General features: G+C 51.9%; 24 protein-coding genes. 10 read left to right on the top strand and 14 right to left on the bottom strand.

Features of this window, described 5'->3' with window-relative positions:
• Positions 1-80: 80 nt before the first annotated feature.
• Positions 81-716: a phosphatase PAP2 family protein gene (locus ACR02O_RS01530; RefSeq protein ID WP_494522650.1), complete on the bottom strand. Its 636-nt coding sequence runs from the start codon at positions 714-716 to the stop codon at positions 81-83.
• A 96-nt stretch (positions 717-812) separates the two neighbouring features.
• On the opposite strand from ACR02O_RS01530, the gene ACR02O_RS01525 reads away from it, so the two are divergent.
• Both ACR02O_RS01525 and ACR02O_RS01520 read left to right on the top strand, forming a co-directional pair.
• Positions 813-977 (top strand): hypothetical protein, encoded by a 165-nt coding sequence (locus ACR02O_RS01525; protein WP_165786353.1) that lies wholly within the window; start codon positions 813-815, stop codon positions 975-977.
• Between the two features lie 86 nt (positions 978-1063).
• A complete protein-coding gene (locus ACR02O_RS01520) occupies positions 1064-1369 on the top strand; it encodes a hypothetical protein (protein ID WP_033158224.1) in 306 nt (101 codons plus the stop codon).
• Between the two features lie 108 nt (positions 1370-1477).
• Here the strand turns inward: ACR02O_RS01520 and ACR02O_RS01515 are convergent, their stop codons facing one another.
• The 3 genes from ACR02O_RS01515 to ACR02O_RS01505 form a co-directional block, all read right to left on the bottom strand.
• Positions 1478-2182 (bottom strand): DUF2490 domain-containing protein, encoded by a 705-nt coding sequence (locus tag ACR02O_RS01515; protein WP_101053961.1) that lies wholly within the window; start codon positions 2180-2182, stop codon positions 1478-1480.
• Between the two features lie 394 nt (positions 2183-2576).
• Complete coding sequence (locus ACR02O_RS01510; protein WP_033158222.1) at positions 2577-3011, bottom strand: hypothetical protein; 435 nt, start codon at positions 3009-3011, stop codon at positions 2577-2579.
• Positions 3012-3185: 174 nt separating this feature from the next.
• Positions 3186-4748, bottom strand: a complete 1563-nt coding sequence (locus ACR02O_RS01505) for a bifunctional aminoglycoside phosphotransferase/ATP-binding protein (RefSeq protein ID WP_494522649.1) — start codon at positions 4746-4748, stop codon at positions 3186-3188.
• Between the two features lie 315 nt (positions 4749-5063).
• Between ACR02O_RS01505 and ACR02O_RS01500 the strand changes: the two genes are divergently transcribed.
• The 6 genes from ACR02O_RS01500 to ACR02O_RS01475 all read left to right on the top strand — a co-directional run bounded on the left by ACR02O_RS01500 (position 5064) and on the right by ACR02O_RS01475 (position 12404).
• Positions 5064-5891, top strand: coding sequence for an undecaprenyl-diphosphate phosphatase (locus tag ACR02O_RS01500; RefSeq protein WP_033158221.1), 828 nt, complete (start codon positions 5064-5066; stop codon positions 5889-5891).
• Between the two features lie 60 nt (positions 5892-5951).
• Complete coding sequence (locus ACR02O_RS01495; RefSeq protein ID WP_101053971.1) at positions 5952-6935, top strand: calcium/sodium antiporter; 984 nt, start codon at positions 5952-5954, stop codon at positions 6933-6935.
• Between the two features lie 2 nt (positions 6936-6937).
• Positions 6938-9604, top strand: coding sequence for an MMPL family transporter (locus ACR02O_RS01490; RefSeq protein WP_171696861.1), 2667 nt, complete (start codon positions 6938-6940; stop codon positions 9602-9604).
• Between the two features lie 116 nt (positions 9605-9720).
• Complete coding sequence (gene motA, locus ACR02O_RS01485) at positions 9721-10566, top strand: flagellar motor stator protein MotA (RefSeq protein WP_033158218.1); 846 nt, start codon at positions 9721-9723, stop codon at positions 10564-10566.
• A gap of 11 nt (positions 10567-10577) precedes the next feature.
• The gene (gene motB / locus ACR02O_RS01480; RefSeq protein WP_494522648.1) at positions 10578-11549 is read left to right on the top strand and encodes a flagellar motor protein MotB; all 972 of its coding nucleotides are present in this window, start codon (positions 10578-10580) and stop codon (positions 11547-11549) included.
• Positions 11550-11687: 138 nt separating this feature from the next.
• Positions 11688-12404 carry a class I SAM-dependent methyltransferase gene (locus ACR02O_RS01475; RefSeq protein WP_494522647.1) on the top strand — a complete coding sequence of 239 codons (717 nt, stop codon included), beginning with the start codon at positions 11688-11690 and terminating at the stop codon, positions 12402-12404.
• Positions 12405-12482: 78 nt separating this feature from the next.
• On the opposite strand, the gene ACR02O_RS01470 is transcribed toward ACR02O_RS01475, so the two are convergent.
• The 10 genes from ACR02O_RS01470 to pyrF form a co-directional block, all read right to left on the bottom strand.
• Positions 12483-14318, bottom strand: a complete 1836-nt coding sequence (locus ACR02O_RS01470) for a polysaccharide biosynthesis protein (RefSeq protein ID WP_494522646.1) — start codon at positions 14316-14318, stop codon at positions 12483-12485.
• On the bottom strand, positions 14315-15346 hold the full coding sequence (locus ACR02O_RS01465; protein WP_494522645.1) for an MraY family glycosyltransferase: 1032 nt from the start codon (positions 15344-15346) through the stop codon (positions 14315-14317). The genes ACR02O_RS01470 and ACR02O_RS01465 overlap by 4 nt, the downstream gene beginning before the upstream one ends.
• Before the next feature lie 7 nt (positions 15347-15353).
• Complete coding sequence (locus ACR02O_RS01460; RefSeq protein WP_494522644.1) at positions 15354-16307, bottom strand: NAD-dependent epimerase/dehydratase family protein; 954 nt, start codon at positions 16305-16307, stop codon at positions 15354-15356.
• 66 nt (positions 16308-16373) lie between these two features.
• Complete coding sequence (locus tag ACR02O_RS01455) at positions 16374-16832, bottom strand: DUF411 domain-containing protein (protein WP_494522643.1); 459 nt, start codon at positions 16830-16832, stop codon at positions 16374-16376.
• Between the two features lie 10 nt (positions 16833-16842).
• Complete coding sequence (locus ACR02O_RS01450) at positions 16843-17262, bottom strand: secondary thiamine-phosphate synthase enzyme YjbQ (RefSeq protein WP_205451618.1); 420 nt, start codon at positions 17260-17262, stop codon at positions 16843-16845.
• A 259-nt stretch (positions 17263-17521) separates the two neighbouring features.
• On the bottom strand, positions 17522-18586 hold the full coding sequence (gene hemE, locus ACR02O_RS01445) for a uroporphyrinogen decarboxylase (RefSeq protein WP_494522642.1): 1065 nt from the start codon (positions 18584-18586) through the stop codon (positions 17522-17524).
• 21 nt (positions 18587-18607) lie between these two features.
• On the bottom strand, positions 18608-20167 hold the full coding sequence (locus tag ACR02O_RS01440; RefSeq protein WP_494522641.1) for an AAA family ATPase: 1560 nt from the start codon (positions 20165-20167) through the stop codon (positions 18608-18610).
• Positions 20157-21239: a 3-dehydroquinate synthase gene (aroB, locus tag ACR02O_RS01435; protein ID WP_494522640.1), complete on the bottom strand. Its 1083-nt coding sequence runs from the start codon at positions 21237-21239 to the stop codon at positions 20157-20159. The genes ACR02O_RS01440 and aroB overlap by 11 nt, the downstream gene beginning before the upstream one ends.
• Positions 21211-21765: a shikimate kinase gene (locus ACR02O_RS01430; RefSeq protein ID WP_494522639.1), complete on the bottom strand. Its 555-nt coding sequence runs from the start codon at positions 21763-21765 to the stop codon at positions 21211-21213. Before ACR02O_RS01430 ends, aroB begins: the two co-directional genes overlap by 29 nt.
• 188 nt (positions 21766-21953) lie before the next feature.
• Positions 21954-22679 carry an orotidine-5'-phosphate decarboxylase gene (pyrF, locus tag ACR02O_RS01425; protein ID WP_494522638.1) on the bottom strand — a complete coding sequence of 242 codons (726 nt, stop codon included), beginning with the start codon at positions 22677-22679 and terminating at the stop codon, positions 21954-21956.
• Positions 22680-22980: 301 nt separating this feature from the next.
• Here pyrF and ACR02O_RS01420 point away from each other — a divergent pair, with 301 nt between their 5' ends.
• Positions 22981-24402, top strand: coding sequence for an undecaprenyl-phosphate glucose phosphotransferase (locus ACR02O_RS01420; protein WP_494522637.1), 1422 nt, complete (start codon positions 22981-22983; stop codon positions 24400-24402).
• A 355-nt stretch (positions 24403-24757) separates the two neighbouring features.
• A complete protein-coding gene (locus tag ACR02O_RS01415) occupies positions 24758-25159 on the top strand; it encodes a VanZ family protein (RefSeq protein WP_494522636.1) in 402 nt (133 codons plus the stop codon).
• The last annotated feature ends 57 nt before the right edge of the window (positions 25160-25216 follow it).

Below are 25216 nucleotides of genomic sequence, written 5' to 3'. Positions count from 1 at the left end.
AGACCAGACAAACAGACCTTCAATTTTCTAAAAGGGTGATAACCGCTCTGTCCGGTATTAAGAAATTTGTTTCGCATGACTCACCTGATAAAGATGCCGCCGTTTTGCAGCAGATTAATTAAACCCAGCACCCACAATAGTCCCAGTAAGGCGCCAGCTAGTACATCCGAGGGGAAATGAACTTGCAGATAGACTCGTGAGACGGCAACCAGGGATACCGTCAATAGCGTAAACCCGGTCAAAGCGTAAAAGTTAAGCCCCAGTTTGTCGGGTTTGCACATCCAGCATAAGGCCGTAGCAAAGGCAACGATTTGCGCGGTGTGGGCACTTGGGAATGAGGCGTCCAAGGGGATTTCACCCACAACGGGGAAAAAGTCGGGCCGCGGGCGAGCGAACCAAAGCTTGGCGAGACGGCTGAACAGGGCTGCACCCGTTAGGCTCAAGACCATCAACCCTGCCTCTTTGATACGGTTGTTTCTCACCAGAACACCGCTTAGCACTGCGGTTATCGGGGCTAGAATGAACAGCGAACCAGCCCAGGTGATGGCTGCAAAAAAACGATCCAGCAACACACTTCTGATGCCGTGCGCGGTACTCATTAGAACGCGATCCCACGGGGGCCAATGCACACTGAAGCGCTCGATAAAAACCAACAGTGCGATTGCCGTTAACCAACATCCAAACGTCGGGAGATATTTCAAGCCTAACATTTTCATTATTTTGCCTCCGCGTTAGCCAACCACTAATCCGGCCGTCGAATCTCGCTGTTTCCGGGCAATCGAGAGTTTTATTGTTACCATGGATTCCGGCTTTTGCCGGAAACATCTAATTCCGCACCGCGGCTTGCCGCTTCGCCTGTCATGCGTGTTGGTGTATTACCGACAAATTGTTGGGAAAACGGCAGGGTTTTAGGTGCTGATAAATTATTTTTTAATTATTTAACAATGGCTTATGCGTTTTTGGTGGTGGCATTCTAATTGCTAAGCAAGAGTCGCCGGCACAGGCCTGGTTGACTTTGCAACCTGGTTTGGCCGGTATTCTTTATTAGTCATGAGGTGTTGATATGTTCGAAGCCATTGTATTGTTCATACTGAGCGGCCTGGTCGCTGCGTGCGCATACTCGTCTCAGGGTTGCGAACTTTCCTTTTTCGGCAAACTATTTCGTTCCGCTAAAGGCCAAACGCCAGCAACTTCGACCAGCCAGTCTGTCGCTACTGACAGCACGGAACCAAGCTCCAGTTTTCTGGAACAGCTGCAAAGCGAAATTGAAGCCACTTTATTTCCGCGTCCTACGGACTCGGTATTGCGGCGTCATTACGATGCCTTGGTTGCTGTGGAAGTGAAAAACCGGTTGAGCTTTTTTAGCTGAGAGCCGAGGATTCTATATGCAGCCCAGGCGGGCTGCATATAGAGTCAGTCTCCAGCTTGGTTTTAGTGCCTCGCTGGTGGTAGCGAAAAATCCCCGCATTTCTCTGGCTTAGAAATTGACATTGATATTGGTTAGCCAGACGTGATTGGTGACATCGGGCGAGCCGTAGTTATGGATGTATTGCAATTGATAGCCGGTATCGACATTCAAATTTTTGGTTACTTTGTAGCCCACCCCGACATAACTGCGATTTTGGTTGATACCGGTTTGCACGGATCGCGCCAGCCGGCCCTCGTCTATGGAATTGAAATACACAAACAGCTCATCAAGCGCGATTAGATAAGCTTGGCTGTCCGGTATCGAATAGACTAAACGGAAGCGGTGCCGCATGCGATGACCGACGTCGCCTTCGTGGGCAAAGAAGCGTTGCTCGAGACGAAACCGGTACTGAAAATTCAATTGCGACGTCCAGTTGTCTATCCACTGCACCTGCTGCATCGCATCGTTGGTGGCCATTTCAAAGTCGGTTTGCTCGTTGTATTCGCCCTGCCAGGTATAACCTAGCCAGAGCTGCAATTTGTTGGTTAGCTTATAGCCGAGCAGTGGACGGACAATAATTTGATTAAACAAGGTATTGTCGGTTTTGGTGCGCGGTGCCAATTCCAGAAAAGCTAAGTAGGGGCTGCCGCCGAAATCGGTTTGATAGGTATTGCTGATCCAGGTGCTGAAATCGTCTTGCACGGGGCCGGCTTCAACTGCGAACGATGTCAGCGTAAGGCCGGTGAACAGCAGGGCTAAGTGAGTTTTTTGCATGTGTTGGTACCGAAGAACTTGATTTGAAACGAACGGCGTCACGGTCAGCGGGGCTTTGCGTGTGCGGGTGCACGGTTTATCTGCTGGGGATAAGCTTATCTCAATTCTTGATAAATGTGCTTACTCAGGGCAGGTATTCTGCGTGCTACGCAGAGGCTTAGGTTTATAAGTTTGTTGATTCAGGGAGTCGGGCGTAAGTCATCTGCTTGCCGCCATGCGGCTTTGTAGCAGCGGGAAAACCTGAAAGAGGGTTTTGGCCCGATTACATTGCAGACAAGCTGTTTGCCAAAGAAGTCTGCAACAGCAAAAGGTATTAAACGGTGACGTGATTTAGAGCGGTTTTAGACAAACCCTCCGGTTGCCGGAGGGGGTGTGTCAGCGAAATGAATTCGGCTTAATCGGTCAAGCCGCTTACGCCTTCGACGGACCAATTTTCGAAATCGCTGGCTCCGGAGGTGTCGTCGCCTTTGCCGTATTGGATCCGGCAAGCGTAGTGACGCATCACGTTGGGGCTGTCTTTGCCGCTGATTTCCACGTCGGCATTGACAATATATTCGTAGTTGCCGAGAGTCCAGGCATTGGTCGGTTGGCTGGCAAATGACAGGCTTTGATCTTCGTCGGCTTCGTTTTTGATGTAGGTGTTGCAGTGGGCGAACGCCATAGCGGTCATGTCTGTGCTGATGGACATAGGGTTGGCCGCGTCCTTGCTTTCCACCAAAAATAAATCGGAAGCGGCGATGTCGTACATAAACGGCAGGAAAAACTTAATCTGAATGGCTAGCAGGCCTGCCAGACAGACGGCAAATATTATAATTTTCTTTTTATTCATGGCTCAAATGGTGGTTTTTATTGGTTTAATTATCTAGCGATCACCCGCGATTCTAACAAAGATCGTGGACAGTAGGAAATGCCAACCCTCTCCGCCTAATTTACCGTGAATTTAATATTGTCCAAGCGCGCAGTTTTACCGCGTCCGTTTCGGCAAACGCCGGTCTGGCTTGGCTTATTCCAATGTTCGCGCCAGCTCGTGCCAAGCTGCTTGTTGATCGATTTCGTCCAGACCGTCGCTATTGTTGGTCAATACGAGTTTGTACGGCAGCTCTTCGGTTTGCAATGCTTCGGCGCCTGTCTTGGCTTTGTCCAATACGCTCAAGTCGGCTTCCGATGGGTCGCCGCCTTGTTCTTGTCTACGCTGTATGCGTTGCTGCAGCACCTTGTCCTTAGCCTGTATCGAAACAATGACGAAAGGAATTCCCAGGCTTTGTGCTAGTAACTGGAACGGGCGGCGTTGGGCGTGTTGCAAAAATGCGGCATCGACAATAACCGGGAACCCGAATTTAAGCAGAGTTTGTGCTAGGTCTAGCAAATGTTGGTAGGTTTTTTGGCCGGCTTGTGGATGGTATATGCCGCTATCGATTGCCGAACCGCTTTTTTGCAGGGCGCTTAACCCAAACAGCCGTTTTCTCTCGACATCCGAACGCAAGCGGATCAGCTGATGTTTTTCCAATAGTAATTGCGATACCGCGCTTTTACCGCAACCTGGCAGGCCATGGGTCAGAAGCAATGCTGGTTTGCGCGGGCTTAAACTGCTGTCGGCCAAATTTAAATAACTTAGGCATGCTTGTCTGGCCGATTCTGCGCCGGTTTGCGCGAACCTGAACCCGGCGATCTTCGCGCGCACCGCGGCCCGGTAACTGAGATAAAAGCGCAACACGCCGAGGCCGGCGTAATCGCCGCTGATTTGCAAATAGGCGTTCAAAAACCGGTACGCCAGATCGGTGCGCCCGCGATGGAGCAAGTCCATGATCAGGAATGCCGCATCGCTCATCGTATCTATCCAGCGCAATTCCGGCGAAAACTCGATACCGTCGAATGCGACCGGCCGACCTCTTAACAGCACGATATTGCCCAGATGCAGGTCGCCGTGGCATTCACGAATAAAACCGGCTTGTTGCCGCTGCGAAAACAGGTTTTCGGCCGCCAAAAATGCTTGCCGACAGTTATCTTGCATTGGCTTGATCAATGCGGCATCTTCGGGTTTCATCAACTCAAGCAATTGCTGAAAATTTTGCCGGGCCGGCGCTTCAATGGTGGCCGGAGAGCCGTAGTTCGAGTCCGGACTCGCCGGCGCCAAGCCCCTATGAAACCGGGCGATAGTGTCGGCCAAGCTGTCGATATGCGTTGGCGTAACTTCCGCTTGGGTCAGTAACGTATCCATCAACTTATCGGCTGCAAAGCGGCGCATTTTTACCGCATATTCAAACGCCGGCTCCACGTTGATTCGGGGTTGTTTGGGGCTCCCGCCAATAGCCGCCACCTGCAAATAAATGCCGGGCGCCAGACGCCGATTCAAGCGAATTTCTTCCTGACAGTAAAAGTGGCGCTGGCTAAGTTGGCTGAAATCCAAAAAGCCCAAATCGACCGGTTTTTTAATCTTGTAAGCATAGCGGCCAGCCAGCAACACCCAGGAAATATGGGTTTCCAGTACGGTGACTCGTTTGACCGGATGCGGGAAACAGGCCGGATCGCAAAGAGCGCTTATCAGTGGAGGATATGCAATGGCCATGATTAAACACCTTCCCAGACTGAGCGGGATTAATACTGCAACGGCAGTGCCTGTACTGTCGGCGATTCTGGCAGACCGGCGAGCGCTATGCAAAGCACGCCCAAACCTAAATTGCTGCCAGGCACGTCGGTCATAAATGCCAGGATTTGCCGTGCCTTACAGCGTAAAGTTACGTAATGGTTGAGATTTCGACTATAATCCCGCCCCGCTTATATGGCTTTTTCATAGGCTTACCAAATTCGACTGGTTTACATCAACTTCATCGACATGCTGATTTCGACCCTGCTACCTGACCGGTACGGAGCCTGATAAAAAATGGACATTACCCTCATCATTAAATCCCTGATACTCGGCGTAGTTGAAGGTTTAACCGAATTTCTCCCCATTTCCAGCACCGGCCATTTAATTCTAGCCGGCGATTTGCTGAATTTTAATGACGACAAGGCCAAGTTGTTTACCATCGTGATTCAGGTCGGCGCGATCCTGGCGATTTGCTGGGAATACCGGGCCAAGATTGGCTCGGTATTGAGCGGATTGACCAGCGACAGGCAGGCGCAAAAATTTGTATTGAATCTGGCGATTGCGTTTATGCCGTTGGCGACACTAGGATTGTTGTTTGGCAAACATATCAAGGCCGCGCTGTTCAAGCCGGTGCCGGTCGCCTTGGCGTTTATCATCGGTGCGTTCGTGATTATCTGGGCGGAAAAACGCGAGCACAAAATCCGGGTCGATAATGTTGACGATCTCAGTCCGCTGGATGCCTTGAAATTGGGTATCGCCCAAGCTTTTGCCTTGATCCCCGGCACGTCCCGTTCCGGCGCGACCATTATCGGCGGCTTGCTGTTCGGTTTGTCGCGTAAGGCGTCTACCGAGTTTTCTTTCTTTTTGGCGATTCCCACCTTGGTCGTCGCCAGTCTGTACGACTTATACAAGCACCGCGACTTACTGCATATCGAAAGCGATGCGCTGTCGTTCGCGGTGGGGTTAGTCGCGGCTTTTATCAGTGCCTTGCTGGCGGTTAAAGGTTTGCTGCGGTATATCAGCCATCACGATTTCATCATTTTTGCCTGGTATCGGATTGTGTTTGGCGTGGTGGTGATTGCCAGTGCGTACAGCGGTCTGGTGCAATGGACGGTGGATTAGTATTCGGCGTCACGTAGGGCAGTATTTCGGTTTTTTGATCTTTAAAATTAAGGGTAGGTTATGGCTTTGCCACTGTTGATGATAGTCATCGGTCTGATTGTGTTGGTTTGGAGTGCCGATATTTTTGTCGAAGGAGCTGCGGCGATAGCGCGTTTTCTGGGCATGTCGCCGTTATTAATAGGTATGGTGGTGATCGGTTTCGGCACCTCCGCGCCGGAGTTGTCCGTGTCCGCCTTGTCGGCCTGGCAAGGCAATCCGGGTATAGCGCTGGGCAATGCTTACGGGTCAAATATCACCAATATTGCCTTGATTCTGGGGATGGTCGCCTTGATCAGTCCCATTACCGTCCATTCGCAAATCGTTAAAAAAGAACTGCCGGTGTTGTTCGCGGTGACCTTGTTTGTGCTCGGTCAGGTATACGACGGCGATCTGTCGCGGATGGATGCGGTGCTGGAACTGGCGGTATTCGTCGGTGTGATGACCTGGATGGTCCGGCAAGGGATGAGTAAAACAGCCGAGACGACCGACGTGTTAGGCGAAGAAGTTGCTGAAGAATTGGAAGAGCATGCGATGTCCTGCGCTCAGGCTGTCATCTGGCTGGTTTCCGGTTTGCTGTTATTGGTGATCAGCTCCCGCTTATTGGTTTGGGGTGCGGTATCGATTGCCCAGGATTTGGGCGTCAGCGATTTGGTGATTGGTTTGACCATCGTCGCCATCGGTACCTCCTTGCCTGAATTGGCGTCGTCGATTGCCGCCGCCCGTAAAGGCGAGCACGATCTGGCCTTGGGCAATATCATCGGTTCCAATTTATTCAACACGTTGGCGGTGGTGGGTTTGGCCGGGGTGATTCAGCCGATGTCGATTCCACTGGAAATCGTTAATCGCGATTGGCCGCTGATGGCCTTGTTAACGGTGTCGCTGTTCTTTTTAGGATACGCCAGAAAAGGCGAGCAAGGCCGCATCAATCGGGTTGAAGGCGGCATCTTGTTGGCCATTTACGCCAGTTACACCGTGTACTTGATTAACACTGTCGTGAGCGCTTAAGCATGTCCTTGGAAAAACGTTTGGGAAATATTGCCTTTCGATGGGGCAACTGGCTGCTGTATTCGCCGGGGTTAGTGTTACTGGCTTCGGTAATCTTGGCTTATCTGGCCGCGCAATACACCGGCAACCATCTGACCGTCAACACCGATACGGCTGAACTGATCGCTCCTGAAGCGCCGTTTCAGCAAAACCGCCGCAAATTCGAACAGCAGTTCGGCCAGGAAGTCCATACCTTGCTGCTGGTGATCGAGTCTTCCAGTCCGGAGTTGACCAAGGCCGCTGCCCAACGCTTGAGCCGGGAGCTTAGAGCGGATACCGAACATTTCACCAAAGTCTATCGGCCGGATGAAAATGCGTTTTTTCAGCGCAATGGCCTGCTGTATCTGGATACCGACAAGTTGCAGGATTTTTCGGTGACGCTGGCGCAAGCCCAACCGTTTATCGGCCGCATCTCCCAGGACCCCAGCCTGAATGGCTTTTTCTCGATCTTCGAAGATGCGCTGAATGCAGAAACCAAAACCGAAGAAGTGCCCATCGATCTGATGTCTTTAATCGACAAGGTCAGCAACTCGCTGCATAAGACTCTGAACGGCGAAACCGATTTACTGTCCTGGCAAAAACTGATTGCCGAAAACAAAATCAGCGAAGAGCAATCGGACAAAGCCTTTATCTTCGTCACGCCGAAATTCGACTACACCCAAATTTTGCCGGTAGAGCCGGCGATTAATGTCATCCGGCACGCCGCCGACAAAATTCAAGACCCCAATATGCCGGCCGTCAAGGTCTGGGTGACCGGCGAAGTCGGTTTGGAACACGATGAAATGGCCGGCATGAGCGAGGGCACATTTACCGCCAGCATTTTTTCCATCGTGTTGGTCTGCGGCATTTTATTGGTTGCTTACCGTTCTTGGCTGTTGATGCTGGCTACCTTGCTGACATTGGCTTTGGGCATGGTGTTTTGCGGATTGTTCGCCTCCGTGGCGGTGAAACAACTCAATCTGATTTCGGTGGCCTTCGCGGTATCCAATATTGGTTTGGGCGTGGAGTATGCGATCCATTTTTGCTTGCGTTATCGCGACAATCTGGATTTGTACGGCAGCGACAAAGGCAAGGCAATCCGTTCGGCCTTGTTGGCAACCAGTCCGTCTTTGATTTTGTGCGCCGGCACTACCTCCATCGGTTTGTATGCCTTTATTCCCACCGACTACCAAGGCATTTCCGAGTTGGGTTTGCTGGCCGGTACCAGCTTGTTCATTTGCTTATTCATTACGCTGACCGTGCTGCCGGTGCTGCTTAAGGTACTACCGAATCCGCCCGTGCATCAATTGCATGGCGAACAACCCGGCGAGTCGAAGTTTACCCACGTGTTGGCTCACTATACGTTGCACTACGCCAAACCGATTTCCTTGTTGACTTTGCTTGGCGCGGTGGTTGCCGTGTACTTTGTGTTTCAGGTGCAAACCGATTTCAATCCCTTGAATCTGCGCGATCCGCATACCGAGTCGGTGATTGCCTTCAAGGACTTGATGAAAGAGCGCGAAACTTCGCCGATGACCTTGACGGTTTTGGTGAAAAACGAAGACGAAGCCAGAGCGGCGCAGAAAAAGCTGGAGAGTCTGAAAACCGTGGATAAAACCGTCAGCTTGTTCGACTTTGTGCCTGACGATCAAGAAAGCAAATTGGGTATCATCGACGATATGGTGCTGACCCTGGGTCCGCAGAGCCAGTTTTTCCCGCAATTGAAAACCGGCACTGATCCCTTGCCGGCCATCAAGCGCATGATCGCCGCGATTGATGCCAATCTGCCGAAAAAAACCAATCCGGCGGACATCAAATCCCTGCAAACCTTTAAGCAGCAGTTGCAAGACGTGATGGTGGAATTAGAAGCCAGATTCCAGCCGGATCGCGGCGTGTTTATCGAGAAGATTCAAACCTCGTTGCTCGGCACCTTGCCCACGGTCATGAACCAGCTTCTGATCGGTTTCCATGCCGAGGAAATTGTGCCGACCAGTATCCCGGCGGAAATCAAGGAACGTTGGTTGAGTAAAGACGGTTTATACCGTATCCAGATTTTTCCCAAGGAAGATTTGAACGATCTCGGTAACTTGCAGGCTTTCATCACCGACGTACAGGCCGTAGCGCCCAATGCCACCGATTTGCCGGTCATGTATTGGGAATCCATGAAAGCGGTGATTGGCGCCTTCCAGGAAGCCATCATCATTGCCCTGGTGGCGATTGCCTTGCTGTTGATGTTCATACGCCGCAGTATCGTCGACACGCTGTTGGTGATGACACCCTTAGTGTTGGCCGGCTTGTTCACAATGGCAACTACCGTGTTTACCGGCACGCCGATCAATTTTGCCAATATTATCGCTTTGCCTTTATTAATGGGGCTGGGTGTCGATAACGGCATCCATATGGTTGAAAAATTGCATCATTCGTTGTCCGAGGATCAGAATATTTATCAATCCAGTACCGCGCGCGGCATGTTCTACGGCGCGTTGACCACCATTTCCAGCTTTGTTGGTTTGGCATTTTCCCCGCATCAGGGCATCTCCAGCATGGGCTTGGTCATCACTATCGGGATTTTCTGGATCATGACGTGTACTTTTGTGGTGCTGCCGGCTATCAGCAAGCTGGTTTTAAAAAAAACTGAGCATTTAGCCTGAGAGTTTGAAAACCATAGCCTAGACTTATCCGGCAACTTACATGGCGGCCGGTAAAGGTAGCGAACCCAGGGTAAGTTTGATTTTTATAATTAACTTTTAGTTTTTTAGAGGCAACCATGTTTGTAATCATTGGTTATGTGATTATTTTAGGCTGTGTATTGGGCGGCTTTTTGATGGCCGGCGGCCATCTGGGCGTGCTTTGGCAGCCGGTTGAGGTGCTGATCATCGTCGGTGCCGCCTTCGGTTCCTTCCTGGCCAGTAACTCGCTGGCCACCAGTAAAGCAGCGATGGCCGGCGGAACCGCCACGCTGAAAGGTAGTACCTACACCAAGGAGTACTACATGGAACTGCTGATGAGCTTTAACGCGCTGAGTCAGAAGGCCCGCAAGGAAGGTTTGTTGTCCCTGGAAAAAGTGGTGGACGATCCGGAGGGTAGCTCGATATTCGGTGAAAAAATCGTCCACGATCACCATCTGATGGAGTTCATTTGCGACAAGCTCAGGCTGATCCTGACCGGGGTTGATGTCAACCAACTGGAAGACATCATGGACGCGGAAATCGAAGTACACCACGCCGAAGGCAACGAGCCGATCAAAGCCGTGCAAAAAGTCGGTGATGGCATGCCGGCTTTCGGTATCGTCGCGGCGGTAATGGGGGTGGTACATACGATGGAATCGGTGGGTATTCCGCCGGCGGAACTGGGCAAATTGATCGCCGCGGCGCTGGTCGGTACCTTCCTGGGTATTTTGGTGTCTTACGGCTTTATCGGCCCGGTAGCGTCGGTCATGGAAGCGCGGCTGGAAGAAGAAAGCAACGCCTATAAATGCACGCAAAAAGGCCTGCTGAATTGCGCGAAAGGTACTTCGCCGGCGATGACGGTGGAATTCATGCGTACCGCGATTCCACATCATGCCAGGCCGACCTTTACCGAGCTGGAAGAACAATTGAAAGCCGGCAAATAAGGTAAACGACAATGGCCGAACAACCCATAATCATCAAGAAAATCAAGAAGGGTGGTCACGGTGGGCACCACGGCGGGGCCTGGAAAATTGCCTATGCCGACTTCGTGACGGCGATGATGGCTTTCTTTCTGTTGATGTGGTTACTCGGTTCCACCGACGAGAAAACTAAAAAAGGCATTTCCGAATATTTCCAAAACCCGTTTGGCGTCGCGATTGTCAGTAACCCCGGTGAGGGCTCCGGCGACCGGACCAGCATCATTCAGGCCGGCGGCCAGGACTTGAAATCGCAAGACGAGGGGCAAGTGCATCAAGGGGAAAATACCCCGGCCGAGCCAACGCCTGAGGATATTGAAAAACTGGCGGAAGAGCAGGAAAAACTCAAGCTGGAAAAATTGCAGGAAAAAATCGAGGACATGCTGAAAGCCAATGACAAGTTGGCGGAATATAAAGATCAGATCAAGCTTGAAACCACCCCGGAGGGTTTGAAAATCCAGATTATCGATGCGCAAAATCGGCCGATGTTCAAACTGGCCAGTTCCGGTATCGAAACCTATGCGCAAGCCATCCTGCGCGAGTTGGCACCGGTGATCAACGAATTACCCAACAAAGTCACCATCAACGGCCATACCGACGCATTGCCGTTTCCCAGCAATCGCACCGGTTATTCCAACTGGGAGCTATCCAGCGACCGGGCCAATGTAGCGCGCCGCGAGTTAACCCAAGGCGGACTCAGTGAAGACAAGGTGCTGCGCGTGGTCGGCTTGGCATCCAGTATTCCTTACAAGGGCGACGTGCCTAACGATCCGATGAATCGGCGGATTTCCATCGTCGTGATGAATAAAAAGACCGAAAATCAGGTGTTGCACGATGGCGCCGAAGATAAGCCCGGTAGCAGCGATACCTCTGTGCCCGGCCTGCCGGCCATATCGCCGACTATTCAGCAAAATACCAAAATTACAGGGGCGGAAGGCGCTGCGCATTAGCCAGGAGTAGTTAATTTGCGCAGCGCATCCTCTGTAGTAACTGGGCTCCCGCCGGCGCGGGAGCGACGATATTCAAGAACCCCTTAAATTGTAATCTATCCGGCGATGCAGTTATTCAAGGCTCTGCTGAGTCAGCTAATGGCCTGTGTCGCTGTGATGGGCTTACGCGCACTGATCCCCCTGCACATTAGCGTTTGGCAAACTGTCGCTATTCAGGCCGGCTTGGCCGCACTGTTTTCTCGCGGTTTTCGCCAGCCTGTCTGGTGGCTGCCGATTCATTTGCTATTTTTGCCGACCGTGTTAATCGGGCTGAGCTGGCAAGTGCCTGCTTGGCTGTATCTGCTGACATTGCTGCTGCTGACCCTATTATTTTGGGGTACAGTGAAAGGCGATGTACCGTTGTTCTTGTCCTCTTCCGCAGTCAGCGAGGCGCTGATCGAAATAGTAAGCCGCGAGCAGGCGCAAGCGTTTATCGATATTGGCGCCGGTCTGGCTACCGTTGTCGTGCCGCTTGCAAAAGCCCGGCCGGACATGGCTGTGGTGGCCTTGGAGCGAGCGCCGCTACCCTGGCTGCTGGCAAGATGGCGTTGCCGCAATCTGGCTAATGTCCGGGTAGGCAGATCCAGTTTTTGGGAGCAGGATTTACGCGAGTTCGATGTGGTGTTCGCCTTTCTGTCGCCGCTGGTGATGGCGAAAATCGGCGAAAAAGTCCGGCGGGAAATGCGGGCCGGCTGCTTGTTTGTCTCGTCTTCTTTTCCGATACCGAATAGCCACCCCGAATCGGTGCTCGAACTGAACGATAGCCGCAAAACCAAGCTGTATTGCTATCGGATAGGTGGATCTCTGAAAAGTTAAGAACCCTATAGCTTTCTTCAGCAGGAGGGGGCTTAGCTCAATGACATTGCCTGGAGAGAGTGCGTTTTAGCGCTGTTATTAAGCCGCCGGCGTATTCGTAAATTCGGGGACCAACTGCTTCAAACCGGCCAACAGTTGTTGGTTATCGTAGCTCCGGCACTCCTTCTGCAAATCCTCAATCTGTTTAGCCCATTCCACCGAGTCGTAGAGTCGGGCTTTGGCCAGGCGCAATTTCGCATGGCTGGTTGCTAATAATTGTTCCTGATCGTGGAATAGCTCTTCATAGAGTTTTTCGCCGGGCCGCAAGCCGACAATCTTAATGGCAATGTCTTTATTCGGGACTTTGCCGCTCAGGCGGATCATCTGCTCCGCCAGGTAAGTAATTTTGACCGGTTCGCCCATATCCAATACAAACACTTCGCCGCCCTGGCCTATGGTTTCCGCTTGCATGATGAGCTGGCAGGCTTCCGGAATCGTCATGAAGTAGCGGGTAATATCCGGATGCGTCACCGTGATAGGGCCGCCGGTCTTGATTTGCTCTCTAAACAGCGGCACCACGCTACCGGCCGAATCGAGCACGTTGCCGAAACGTACCGTGGTAAAGCGGGTGTTGCCGGTCTGATTCAGGTTTTGGCACAGGATTTCCGCCGCCCGCTTGGTGGCGCCCATCACGTTGGTCGGATTGACGGCTTTATCGGTGGAAATTAATACAAAGCGCGCCACGCCGGCGGCAATAGCCGCTTCCGCCAGGATCTTGGTGCCGATCAGGTTGTTATGCACCGCTTCGCGGATCTGATTTTCCAGCAAAGGCACATGTTTATAAGCGGCGGCGTGAAACACGATTTCCGGTTTTTGCCCGGCAATTAATTGCTGCACCGCAACGGGATCGGCGACATCGCCCAGCACCGCTTGGTGCGATAACTCCGGAAACAGCCGATTCAAGTCGGCGTTGACTTTGTACAAATTAAACTCGCACTGATCGAATACGATCAGCTTGCGTGGCTGGGCTCTCGCCAGTTGCTTGCAAAGCTCGGAACCTATCGAGCCGCCGCCGCCCGTCACCAAAATGACTTTGTCGTGCAGATGGTTTTTTATGCCGGGCCAATCCAGCTTCACCGGCGTGCGGCCCAGAATATCTTCGATGGAAACGCTACGTAGATTGGCGGTGGTGACCGCGCCGCTCAGCAATTCTTTAACCGATGGCAGGGTTTGAAAATCCACCGAGCAATTTTCGCAGATTTCCACGATCCGGCGCATTTGTTGATCGCTGGCCGACGGCACGGCAATCAGCACTGTTTCGATATTCCAACGTTCGATTAACTCCGGAATTTGCTCGACCGTGCCGGCGACGCGGATGCCGCGAATTTCGCGTTTGTATTTGCCATGGTTGTCGTCGACGAACACTATCGGCACATAATCGCTATCGACATTGGCCAATAAATCTCTCACCAGCATTTCGCCGGCGGAACCGGCACCGACGATCAATGCGCGCTTACCCACGCGCTCCGCGAACGTCTGTTCCTTCCAAAAGCGATATACCAGACGCGGAATGCTGAGCAAGGAAAACAGGATCAGCACGTAAAGGGGGACGACCGAACGCGGTACACCGTGCAGGCGGTCGTATAAAAACAAGGCGGAGGCAATAAAAAAAATCCCGGTCAACACCGCTTTGCCGATGCGGATCAGGTCCGGCAGCGAGGAAAACCGCCAAACGCCGCGGTACAAACCATACACCCAGAATAAACTGACTTGGATGGCTATGACCCAAGGCAGGAACAATAAGGCCGAATAAAAAAATTCGTCCGGGATGTTTTGCAGATTAAAGCGTAGCCAGTAAGCGCCGAACCAGGCCAACGGGATCATGGCTAGATCGTGCAAAAAGATGGTGGTGCGGGAGCGGAATCTTAAGGTCACGAAATAACCCACTCGGATTGGCCGGCTTTAAACCGGTAAGCCAGATAGATTAAGGGCAGATAAGCCACGATAACGCCGGCCAAAGCATGGCTGGGATGCTTGAATATCCATAGGGATATAGGCAGCAGCCAGCCGCAATTGATTACCCAGCTTGCCAATAACACCGGTAAATGCCCGTAACGTTTGGCTGCATGCTGATAGGTATGCGAGCAATGCGCCGCGTACCATTTTTGTCCGCTGAACATTCTGACCGCCAGGGTATAGCTGGCATCCACGATAAACGCACCGAATAAAATCAGCCCGCAATACAGCAGAACGGCGGCCTGTTGTGCGGCCAGTAAAATTAATAAACCCAGCAACAGCCCGATAAAGCCGCTACCGACATCGCCCATGAAGATTTTCGCTTTCGGCCAATTCCACAGCAAAAAGCCGCCGCAAGCCGCCGCCAAACTCAAGGCAACACCGCATAAGCTTTGGTCGATAAAAAACAGATAGCCCGCCAATGCAGAGGATACAAACAGCGCTTCCGACGCGGCAATGCCGTCGGTACCGTCCATGAAATTGAGCAGGTTTAAGGCCCACACCAAAAACAGTGCTCCCAAGGGGTAGCCCAACCAGCCTGGATTGACGCTCAAGCGCCCGAAGAGAGCGTCGAATGGCGCGGGGACCAATACCACGGGAAGGCCGTCCAACAATTCCAGGGCGATGATCGCCGCCAGTAAATGCGTCAAGAAACGCCAGCGCGCGGCCACTTCGCCGTGATCGTCACAAAAGCCGATAGCGGCTACCAATAGCGTGGAGCCCAACAAGGCCAGGGAAGTGCCAGTCAGTTGCCGGTCAAAAAACAACCAGAGCATCGCCACGCTGAAGGCCAGCACGATAGCCAAGCCGCCGCCGCGCGGGGTTGGCACGCTGTGTGAGCTGCGTTGGTTGGGAATGTCCAGCACCTTGTAAGTTAAGGCGTAGCGGCGAATCAGGCCGGTCAATACGGCGGCGAGCAGTAAGGTAACAGTAAAAAGCAGTAGCACGCTGGATTTAACTTAAATGGCGAATCATATCGGGCAGGGCTTTCCAGAGAGTTTGGCGAGGTTGAAAACCCAATTCGCGGGCGATTTTAGCAGACGAATACCACGCCGAACCGGTTAATTTTTCTAGGCTATCGCTATCGATAGGAAAGCGTCGCCCCGTCAGCCGGCCAAAGCCATCGCCCAATTTGGCTAAGCTGGTTAGCAATGGCATCGGTATCGACCAGGCGACAGGCCGCTTGCCGAGCGCGGCTCTGATCGCGTCGTAAATCTGCCGGGTGGAATAACTTTGTTGATCCGTGACGATATAGACCTGCCCGGCTGCTTCGGGATTTTCTGCAGCCAACAATGCCGATGCCACCACATCATCGACATGCACCATGGAGCGCTGGTTACCGGATTCCGGTAGCGGCGGGAATATGCCGCGGCGAATTGCGTGGATCATGCGCGGCAGATTGCCTTTCCCGGTGTCGCCGTAGACCATGCTGGGCCGTAACACCACAGGATGCGGGACATAGCCGCCGTTCAGCACCAGTTGTTCGGCTTCGTATTTGGACAAACCGTAGGGATCTGAGGCGGGGGCGTTGACCGTTTCATCCATGGCTTGTCGGCTAGTCTGGCTGACGGCTTTGACGCTGCTGAAGAACACAAAGGTTTTCACTCCGGCCTGTTGTGCGGCTGCCAATAGTTTGCGCGTGCCATCGGTGTTGATTTGCCGGTATTCGGCCTCGTCCTGCCGACGTTCCGCCAAGGCGTGGGCTTTGCCGGCCAGATGAAATATCACGTCTATGTCGGCGCACAACTCAGCGGGGCACGCTCCCGGTGCAGCCCAATCCAAGACAATGTTGTCCTTACCATGCCCGGAGCGACTACATGTTCTGATCGTATATCCCTGATTGACCAAGGCTTGGCATAGGTGCGCGCCGATAAAACCGCTGGCACCGGTGACGAGAGCCTTAGTCATGCTATATGTTGGCGAAAAGACATAATGGTTGGCAGCGAAACGGACGGCGAGAGTACGTAAGTTGAGTTATTGCTTGCTGCCATGCTCTGCAAACACTTCATACTTACCTTCTTTATCGAAGGAAACCACCTTGTACGCATCTTGCTGCCCGCCCATTTCCATGCCGGGGCTGCCCATCGGCATGCCCGGCGCGGCGATACCGGCGATCTTGGATTTGCTTTGCAAAAGCTTCTGAATGTCGGCGGCCGGCACATGGCCTTCGATAACGTGGCCGTCCACGACAGCAGTATGGCAGGACGCCAGCTTCTCAGGGACACCGAAACGGGCTTTGATGGTTTCCATGTCATCGCTAACCACGTCGTTGATTTTAAAACCGTTTTGTTTGGCATGTTCCAGCCATTTACCGCAACAACCGCAAGTGGGGCTGCGATAGACGGTCATTTCCAGAGGCTTTCCGGCTTCTTCCGCGGATAGGTTTTGACTGAGAGCCGCCAGTAATAACATGATTGATTTCGATGCGTTCATAAATACCTCTTTATTCGCCGTGTAGCGTTACGATGATGGTGCGATTGCCGGCACGATTGCGATGCTCGCATAGGTAAATGCCTTGCCAAATCCCCAAGGCCAATTGGCCGTCGCTGATCGGAATACTTAGCGAGCTGCCCAATATAACGGTTTTTATATGGGCAGGCATATCGTCCGGCCCTTCGAGTGTGTGCCGGTAGTATGGTTCATTTTCCGCTACCGCCCGGGAGAAATAACTTTCCAGGTCCCGGCGCACATCCGCATCCGCATTTTCGTTGATGGCCAGCGATGCCGAGGTGTGTTGCAAAAACACATGGGCCAGGCCAATTTCAATTTTATCCAGTTCGGCCAGCTGGCCGACTATTTCCCGGGTGATCAAATGAAAGCCACGCGGTTTCGCGGCTAGCTGGATGCGTTTTTGAATCCACATGTCGAGAATGTTAAAAATTGATAAATGCTGGAAATTTGGATGGCTGCAAATTATTCAGCGAATCGTAAAACTCCGCAATTGGTCCTCTAATCCCGGAGTAATACCGCAAAGTTGAGGTAGATAATTCCTTCTCCCGCCGGGAGAAGGTTAGGATGAGGGAGATTAAAAACAATTATTTCCATCCCTCACCCCAGCCCTTTCCCGGAGGGAGAGGTAGGCGTAACTTAGCGGCATTGCCCTCAAGTATAAACGCCCTTATTTAGCGATGATATTGCGGACTCAATTCCCGCACCGCATCGACCATGGCTTTGACGTGTTCCGGATTAATATCCGGCAAAATGCCGTGCCCCAGATTGAATACATGTCCTGAGCCATTGCCGAAACCTTGCAGCACTTTGCCGACTTTTTCGCGAATGACTTCCGGTTGCGCGTACAAAGTAATCGGATCCATATTGCCCTGCAACGCCACCCGGTCGCCAACGCGGGCGCGCGCCTGGCCAATGTCGGTTTGCCAGTCTAGGCCCAGCGCGTCGTAGCCGGTGTCGGCCATCGCTTCCAACCACAGGCCGCCGCCTTTGGTAAACAAAATGGTGGGGATTTGCTTGCCGTCCTGATGGGTGTTTAACAACTCGCGAACCTGCCGCGCATAGCGCAACGAAAACTCCAGATAATCGTCATGGCTGAGCATGCCACCCCAGGTATCGAACACCATCACCGCATCGGCGCCGGCGGCAATTTGCGCATTAAGATATGAGGCAACCGATTGCGCCAGCTTATCCAGCATCTGGTGCATGAGCTGCGGTTGTTCGAACATCAGGCTTTTCACTTTCTGAAAGCTTTTGCTGCTTTTGCCTTCCACCATGTAAGTCGCCAGCGTCCAGGGACTACCGGAAAAGCCAATCAAGGGCACCCGGCCGTACAGATTGGTTTTGATCAAGCGCACGGCGTCGATCACGTAACGCAATTCGGTTTCCGGATCGGGAATCGGTAATTTGGCAATGTCGGCTGCGGTTCTGACCGGATTGGCGAATTGCGGGCCTTCGCCTTCGGCAAACGATAGCCCTAAGCCCATCGCGTCGGGGATGGTCAAAATATCGGAAAACAAGATGGCCGCATCGAAATTAAAACGCTCCAGCGGTTGCAAGGTCACTTCGCAGGCCAATTCCGGGTTGGTACAAAGTTGCATGAAGCTGCCGGCCTTGGTGCGTACTTCCCGGTACTCGGGTAAATAACGTCCGGCTTGGCGCATCATCCAGACGGGGGTGCGGTCGACGGGCTGTCTTAACAGGGCTTTTAAGAATAAATCGTTTTGTAAGTTGGTCATTCGTTTCGATTGGGATGAGAATCAGCGGCGGCTTTCTTTTTGTACGGCCCGGAAGCGTTTTTCCATGGCCTGCTTAAACTCGCCGGGCATAACGGCTTTAAGCTGTATCGCTTCGGCGGCAGATTGAAAAGAGCCGTAAATTACCACGTATTTTTCCTGTTCGCCCTGTTTGATGGGGTAGAACTTCAGGCCGTCGCGGTAATCGGCGTATTTTTTTTGAAAACGTAGTGCCGCATCTTTAGTGGACAGCACCATGACTTGCAGCGTGAAGTTGTTGGCTGGTTGCGCCATGATCCAGTCCTGATCGCTGCCTTCGAAGGCGGGTTTGGCGGGTTTGTGTTCGACGGGTTTAGCAGCTGCTTGCACGGGCGGCTCCTCGGTAGGTGTTACGCCTGGGACAGGTGCTGCGGGTTTTTCAATCTGAGGTTCGGGTTTAGGCGACGGAGGGCTGGCAACGGCCGGTGTATTGATGGTTTCGCTGACAGCGGGTTGGCTCACCGGCTGTTTTTCGATGGCAGTCGGAACAGGGGTGGCCGGCTTTGGCATTTCCGGAGCGGGGGCAACGGAGGCCACAACATTGGTTGGCGCTGCTACTGGCTCGGGAACTTTGGGTTCGGGCAAGGCTGTAGCTGGAGGTGGTGAGATTGCTTCCTCGTTGGTCGGTACCGGCGCCGATGGCTTTTTTGATTCCGGTATCGCCGGCACGGGTAGGCTTTCGACCGCAAGTTTGTTGGTGCTGTCGGTTGGGCTGCTACTCGGCGCATTGACAGCTGTTTGCTCAATGAGTTGTTCCAGCGGTAATAACGAGTTTACCGCATAGCCGGCTCCGGCTAATACGCCGGCAATGGCTAGCCACAAGCCTGCCTTGCTGCGTTTTTGGCTTTGGTAATTGGCCAGCTTGGGCAATTGCCCGAGAATCTTGCCGGGGATGCCGTTGCTGGCCCGATATAAATCCTCGATCAGGCTGTCGCTGATGGCGTTAAACGAGACCACTGCGCCCGGTTGCGCCGACAGATTTTGTAAATATTCGCCACATTGTTTTTTGCTGAGCGGCGGCAGTTCGATGAAATGGCACTCCTCCACCAATTTGTCGGTACCGCTTTTGATGTGGAATTGATCGTGATTCATCGCCAACACCAGCCGCAAGCCCGGTAGCGAGTCGGCAAATTCGATCAGCATCGTCATCAGGCCGGGTACTAAATTACCGGCATCATCAATCAGCAGCACTACCTTTTGTCTGGCGCATTTGTCGCGCAGTGCGCTTAAATCGAAAGCGGAGCCTTTAGCGATGTTCAGGCCGCGCAACAAATCGTTGATCAGGCTTTCGAAGCTGGAGTCTGGTGAAGCCGGCAGCAACACGACTTCCCACATATCCTTGCGATTTTGCCGGACAGTTTCCAATAAGGTGGTTTTACCGATGCCTTCCGGGCCGCAGACGATCAGCGATTGCTGCAAATTGGCCAGCAAGTGCAGCAGCAAATCCAGTTTCTGCGAGCGCTCCAGCGTAATCAAGGTCCGTTCGGCGTTGTTGGCCACCGAGCGTTTTTGGTAACTATAAGTCAGGTCGTCGTTATCCAGCATAGCCGTTCAAAGTTGCCTGCAATTGCGCCAGATCGACGTTGACGGGAAGAGAGGCTTTGCCGACCGCTTCCAACAGAATCACGCGGATTTTGCCGTCGACATTTTTTTTATCGACCGCCATCAAATCCACGTATTGTTCGGTCGTCATTTCCGTAGGCGGTGTCACGGGTAGCTTGGCGGCCTGGAAAACGTCGATAATCCGCTTAACGTCGGCATCGTTCAGCCAGCCCAGACGCCGCGATAAATCGGCGGCAAAGCAGGTGCCGATAGCTACCGCCTCGCCGTGCAGATAGTGGCCGTAGCCGCTACCGGTTTCGATGGCGTGGCCGAAGGTGTGGCCCAAGTTTAGAGTAGCGCGCACGCCGGATTCAAACTCGTCTTCGCCGACCACTTCCGCTTTATTGATGCAGGAACGCTCAATGGCATAAGCCAAGGCGTCTTTGTCGCGAGCCAGCAATTTCGGCATATTCGCTTCCAGCCATTGCAAAAAATCCGGGTCGCGAATTAGGCCATATTTGATCACTTCCGCCAAGCCGGCAGACAGCTGTCTGTCGTCCAAGGTGTCCAGTACATCGGCGTCGGCAATCACGCATTGCGGCTGGTAAAACGCCCCTATCATGTTTTTACCCAGCGGATGGTTAACGCCGGTTTTGCCGCCCACCGAGGAGTCGACCTGGGCCAGCAAGGTGGTGGGAATCTGAACAAACGCAATGCCTCGTTGATAACAGGCCGCCGCAAAGCCGCCCATATCGCCGATCACGCCGCCACCCAAGGCAATCAAGGTGGCATTGCGGCTAAATTTTTTGGCAAGCAATTGATCGAAGATTGTTTCCAGATACTGTAGCGTTTTGTATTGTTCGCCGTCCGGCAGGATGGCCGTTTCGACTTGATAGTCGCCCAATGCTATCTGTAATTTGGCCAGATACAGTGGCGCGATAGTCTCGTTGGAAACGATCAGCACCTGTTTGGCGCGAATATGTCTGGTCAACAATTCCGGCTGAGCCAGCAGGCCGGCGCCGATGTAAATCGGGTAACTTCTGTCGTTATTTAGTGCAACTTGCAATTCTTTCATGATCTTCTAGGGCAGCCTGATATTGCTGCAAAATGGTTTTAACCACGGTTTTAGTGGGCAGGACGCCGGAGTCGATTTTAAAATCGGCGCATTCCGTATACAGCGGGTCGCGCTGCGCCAGCAGGGTTTGCAGGCGTTGCCTGGGGTTGTCGGTGCGCAATAGCGGACGTTGCGTATCGTGTTTGGTACGATGCAGGATTTTGTCTATCGAACAGTGCAAATAGACGACGAAGCCGTTTTCCTTGATGGCTGCCCGATTCTCCGGCAATAACACTGCACCGCCGCCGGTGGCCATCACTATCCCTTGCAATGCCGATAAATGCCGAATCACGGTTTGCTCGCGCATCCGAAAGCCGTCTTCACCTTCGTAAGAAAAGATAGTCGGAATATCGACCCCCGTGCATTCCTCAATGACTCTATCGCTGTCGTAGAACGGCCATTGCAAGGCTTTAGCAAGCTGTTTGCCTATGGTGGTTTTACCCACGCCCATCAGGCCGATCAAGTAGATGTTTGCCGCTGGTTTCATTGCATTGGCTGGTTGCGCGCATTAAAAACCGGAGCATTATGCCCACTTTTTGCAGGGAGTTAAATTTTAGATGCCGGGCATAGGTATTCGAGTCGCTCTAAAGCGTAAAGAAATTGCCATTTATCTCGGCACCCTCCGGGCATAATTACCCGAAGGGTAAAGGAGAATAATCGAGAGATTAAAGCCACTCAAGCAAACTGCGCCGCAATCTGCCCCTGGATTTTTTCCGCCATGGCTTTACGGTCAGTCGCGTCGCGGATAGGCCTGCCTACTACTATGTAATCCGCGCCGTTTTGAATGGCTTGCTCGACACTGACCGCGCGTTTTTGATCATCGTCTTCGCGGTTATCCACCGGCCGGATACCGGGAGTGATTACCAGCAGCTTTTCGCCCAGTTGTTCCCTAATCATTGCTACTTCCAGGCCTGATGAGACGATACCGTCGCAACCAATTTGCAACGCCCGCTTAGCGCGGGACAACACCAACTCGCGCACATCGCATTGAAAGCCCAAGTCGTCCAAATCGCCGCGATCCAGACTGGTTAATGCGGTGACGGCCAACACTTTTAAGTCGCCTTTCGCCGCTGCCGCTGCTTCCATAATGGAATCGTTGCCGTGGATAGTGGCCAGATCCACGCCTTTGTTACTCAGCGCTTTAATTGCCCTGCCCACCGTGGCTGGAATGTCGAAGAATTTAAGATCGACAAACACTTTTTTGTCACGGGCCTTCAGCCATTCGATAAATCCGAAATAATCACCCGACATGAATAGCTCCATGCCCACTTTGTAAAAAATCACCGCTTCACCCAGTTCTTCAACCAAAGCTTGCGCTTCTGCAATGCTGGAAACATCCAGCGCCATGATCAGGCGTTCGCGAACGGGAATGGCTTTATTTGATATGAAAGATTCTGTCATAAGGATTATGAAATAGTCTGTTTACTGGGTTAAGGGTAGCGTTTTTATTGGTGAGCTTGGCAAGACCTGCTAAAGTGGTTTACAAGCAACGTTGATTTTTCATTTGGTGTTTAAGTAACAATTGTTGCGCCTGCGATGTCACTAAGAAGCGGCATGCATGAAAAACTTGTAGGCACCGAACGGATTACATGCCACCGCAGGTGTAGCATTAAACTTTCATTAAGCTGAAATAATCTTGGCTTAAAGTCCTATAATCAGGCAGGCAAATGATCGACTCATTAAGCTAACCAGTATATTTGATATGAATCAGTTTCGCCCAAAAGGATTTATCAGGCCGCTGCAGCCCGAATTGCAGAGCATTAAGCGGGCCATGGATACCGCGTTGATTTTTATCACGCTATACATCTCGCTACACATCTATGGCGAGCCGTTCGACCGTGAATACCTGGGCTTATTTATTGTCTGTACCGTGCTGTTCGGTATTTTTGCCGAGCATCAAGAGATCTATCACGGCTGGCGCGGTGATCCCTTATTTGACGATGCAGTGCGGATACTATTATCGTGGATAGTGGCCTTTGCACTGATTGCCAGCAGTTTTTTCGTATTTGACCTTGGCTTTGAGTACTCGCGGCAAGTCTTGGAATTGTGGTTGCCGCTGGCGCCGCTCAGCATCATTATGCTGCACTCGCTGCGCCGCTCGACATTGTCCTACTTGCGTATGCACGGGCTTAATACCCGTAACTACGCGATTTTGGGCGGCAATTCGCTAGGCAAACGCCTAAATGCCGCGCTGACTGAAATGCCTTGGCTGGGTTACAGCTTTGTTGGTTTTTTTGACGACCGCATCGAGAACAAACAGCGGAGGCAGGATGAAGACATGGTCGATGTCATCGTTGGCGACTTCAAAGAGCTGCTGGAAAGAGCGCAGCGCGGAGAAATCGATCATATCTACATCACCTTGCCGTTACGTGCAGAAAAGCGGATTAACCAATTAATCCGAGAGCTGGCTGACAGTACGGTGTCGGTGAATATAGTGCCCGATTTTTTTACCTTTAACCTGATGCAGTCCAAGCTCAGCAGCGTAAAGGGCATCCCGGTGGTCAGCGTCTTCGATACGCCCTTAAACTCGTCACTGGATGGCTTCGCCAAACGCCTTGAGGATCTGTTGCTGTGTGCGATCATTTTGCCGATTATCGCTATCCCGATGCTGATCATCGCCATTGCGATTAAGCTTACCTCGCCGGGGCCGGTCATTTTTAAACAGATGCGTTATGGCGTGAAGGGTGAGCAGATTGAAGTGTGGAAATTTCGGTCGATGTCGGTATGTGAAAATGGCGACAGCATCAAACAAGCCACTGCCAACGACAGCCGGGTGACGCCACTAGGCAGCTTTTTGCGGCGTACCTCGTTAGATGAATTGCCGCAGTTTCTAAACGTACTGAGCGGCACCATGTCCGTGGTCGGCCCACGGCCCCATGCGGTGGCTCACAATGAATACTACCGCAAACAAATCCAAGGTTACATGTTGCGGCACAAAATGAAACCCGGCATCACCGGTTTGGCGCAAATCAGCGGTTGCAGAGGCGAAACCGAAACCATCGATAAAATGGAAAGACGGATTCATCACGACCTGGAATATATACGCCAGTGGTCAGTCATTTTAGATTTAAAGATTGTGATATTGACTATTTTTAAAGGGTTTGTGGGGCAGCAGGCGTACTAAGATTGTCTAGGAAATTCTATCATCTGCGTCCATGTTCACTAAATAATACGATATTTCAGTATACTTGGATGAAATAGCTAATTAATTAGGTTGGATCGGTCTTGAGTAGATGATTCTAATAAGTCTTACTTTTGAACAGTAAGGATAAGGATCGAGAAATTAGTCGAGAAAGGAAAATGGAGCTCGAAAGTATATGGAAGTTTATTTTGGTTATAAAAACAATTCCCGAATACCCTGTTCTCTGATAAGTGAAGTCGTCAATCTGATTCAATAATGGGATCTCTCATTTCTAAGGCGATAATGATTAGGGAGGTAGCAGCCGATCTAGAGCGTTTACTTCCATGAAAATAATGAAATGACCAGATCAAAAAAAAATCTCAAATTTGCAAGTCTATTCATTTTATTGAGCATTGCTTGGATAATGTTATTGTTCACGGAGTCGTCTCAGCCCCCCGCTAAAATTATGGGGGAAGTCTCCGGTCTAGACAAAGTAGCGCATTTTATGGCCTTCGGTATATTTGCTTTGTTGAGTTGCGTGGCTTGGTTTGGCGTTATTGGTAAACAGAGTAGGGCTGTATTTATTGGGCCGTTATTGTTGGCCTTATTGTTGGGGATTGCCGAAGAAGCCTACCAATTGACGGTTCCGGATCGAGCAGCAAGTATAGAAGATATGGTCGCTGATGTGTTTGGTGCTACATGCGCTCTTCTGCTGGTGAGGTATAGTTTTTTGCTAAATGCACTTAAACATTGGGTTTGACTTTTGTTGTAAATCGCTTGTTTATTAATGTAATTGGCAATAGTTAATGATAATCGC

This window comes from Methylomonas sp. PHL2-19 (assembly GCF_059331595.1).
This window is presented reverse-complemented; position numbering and strand designations above follow the sequence as displayed.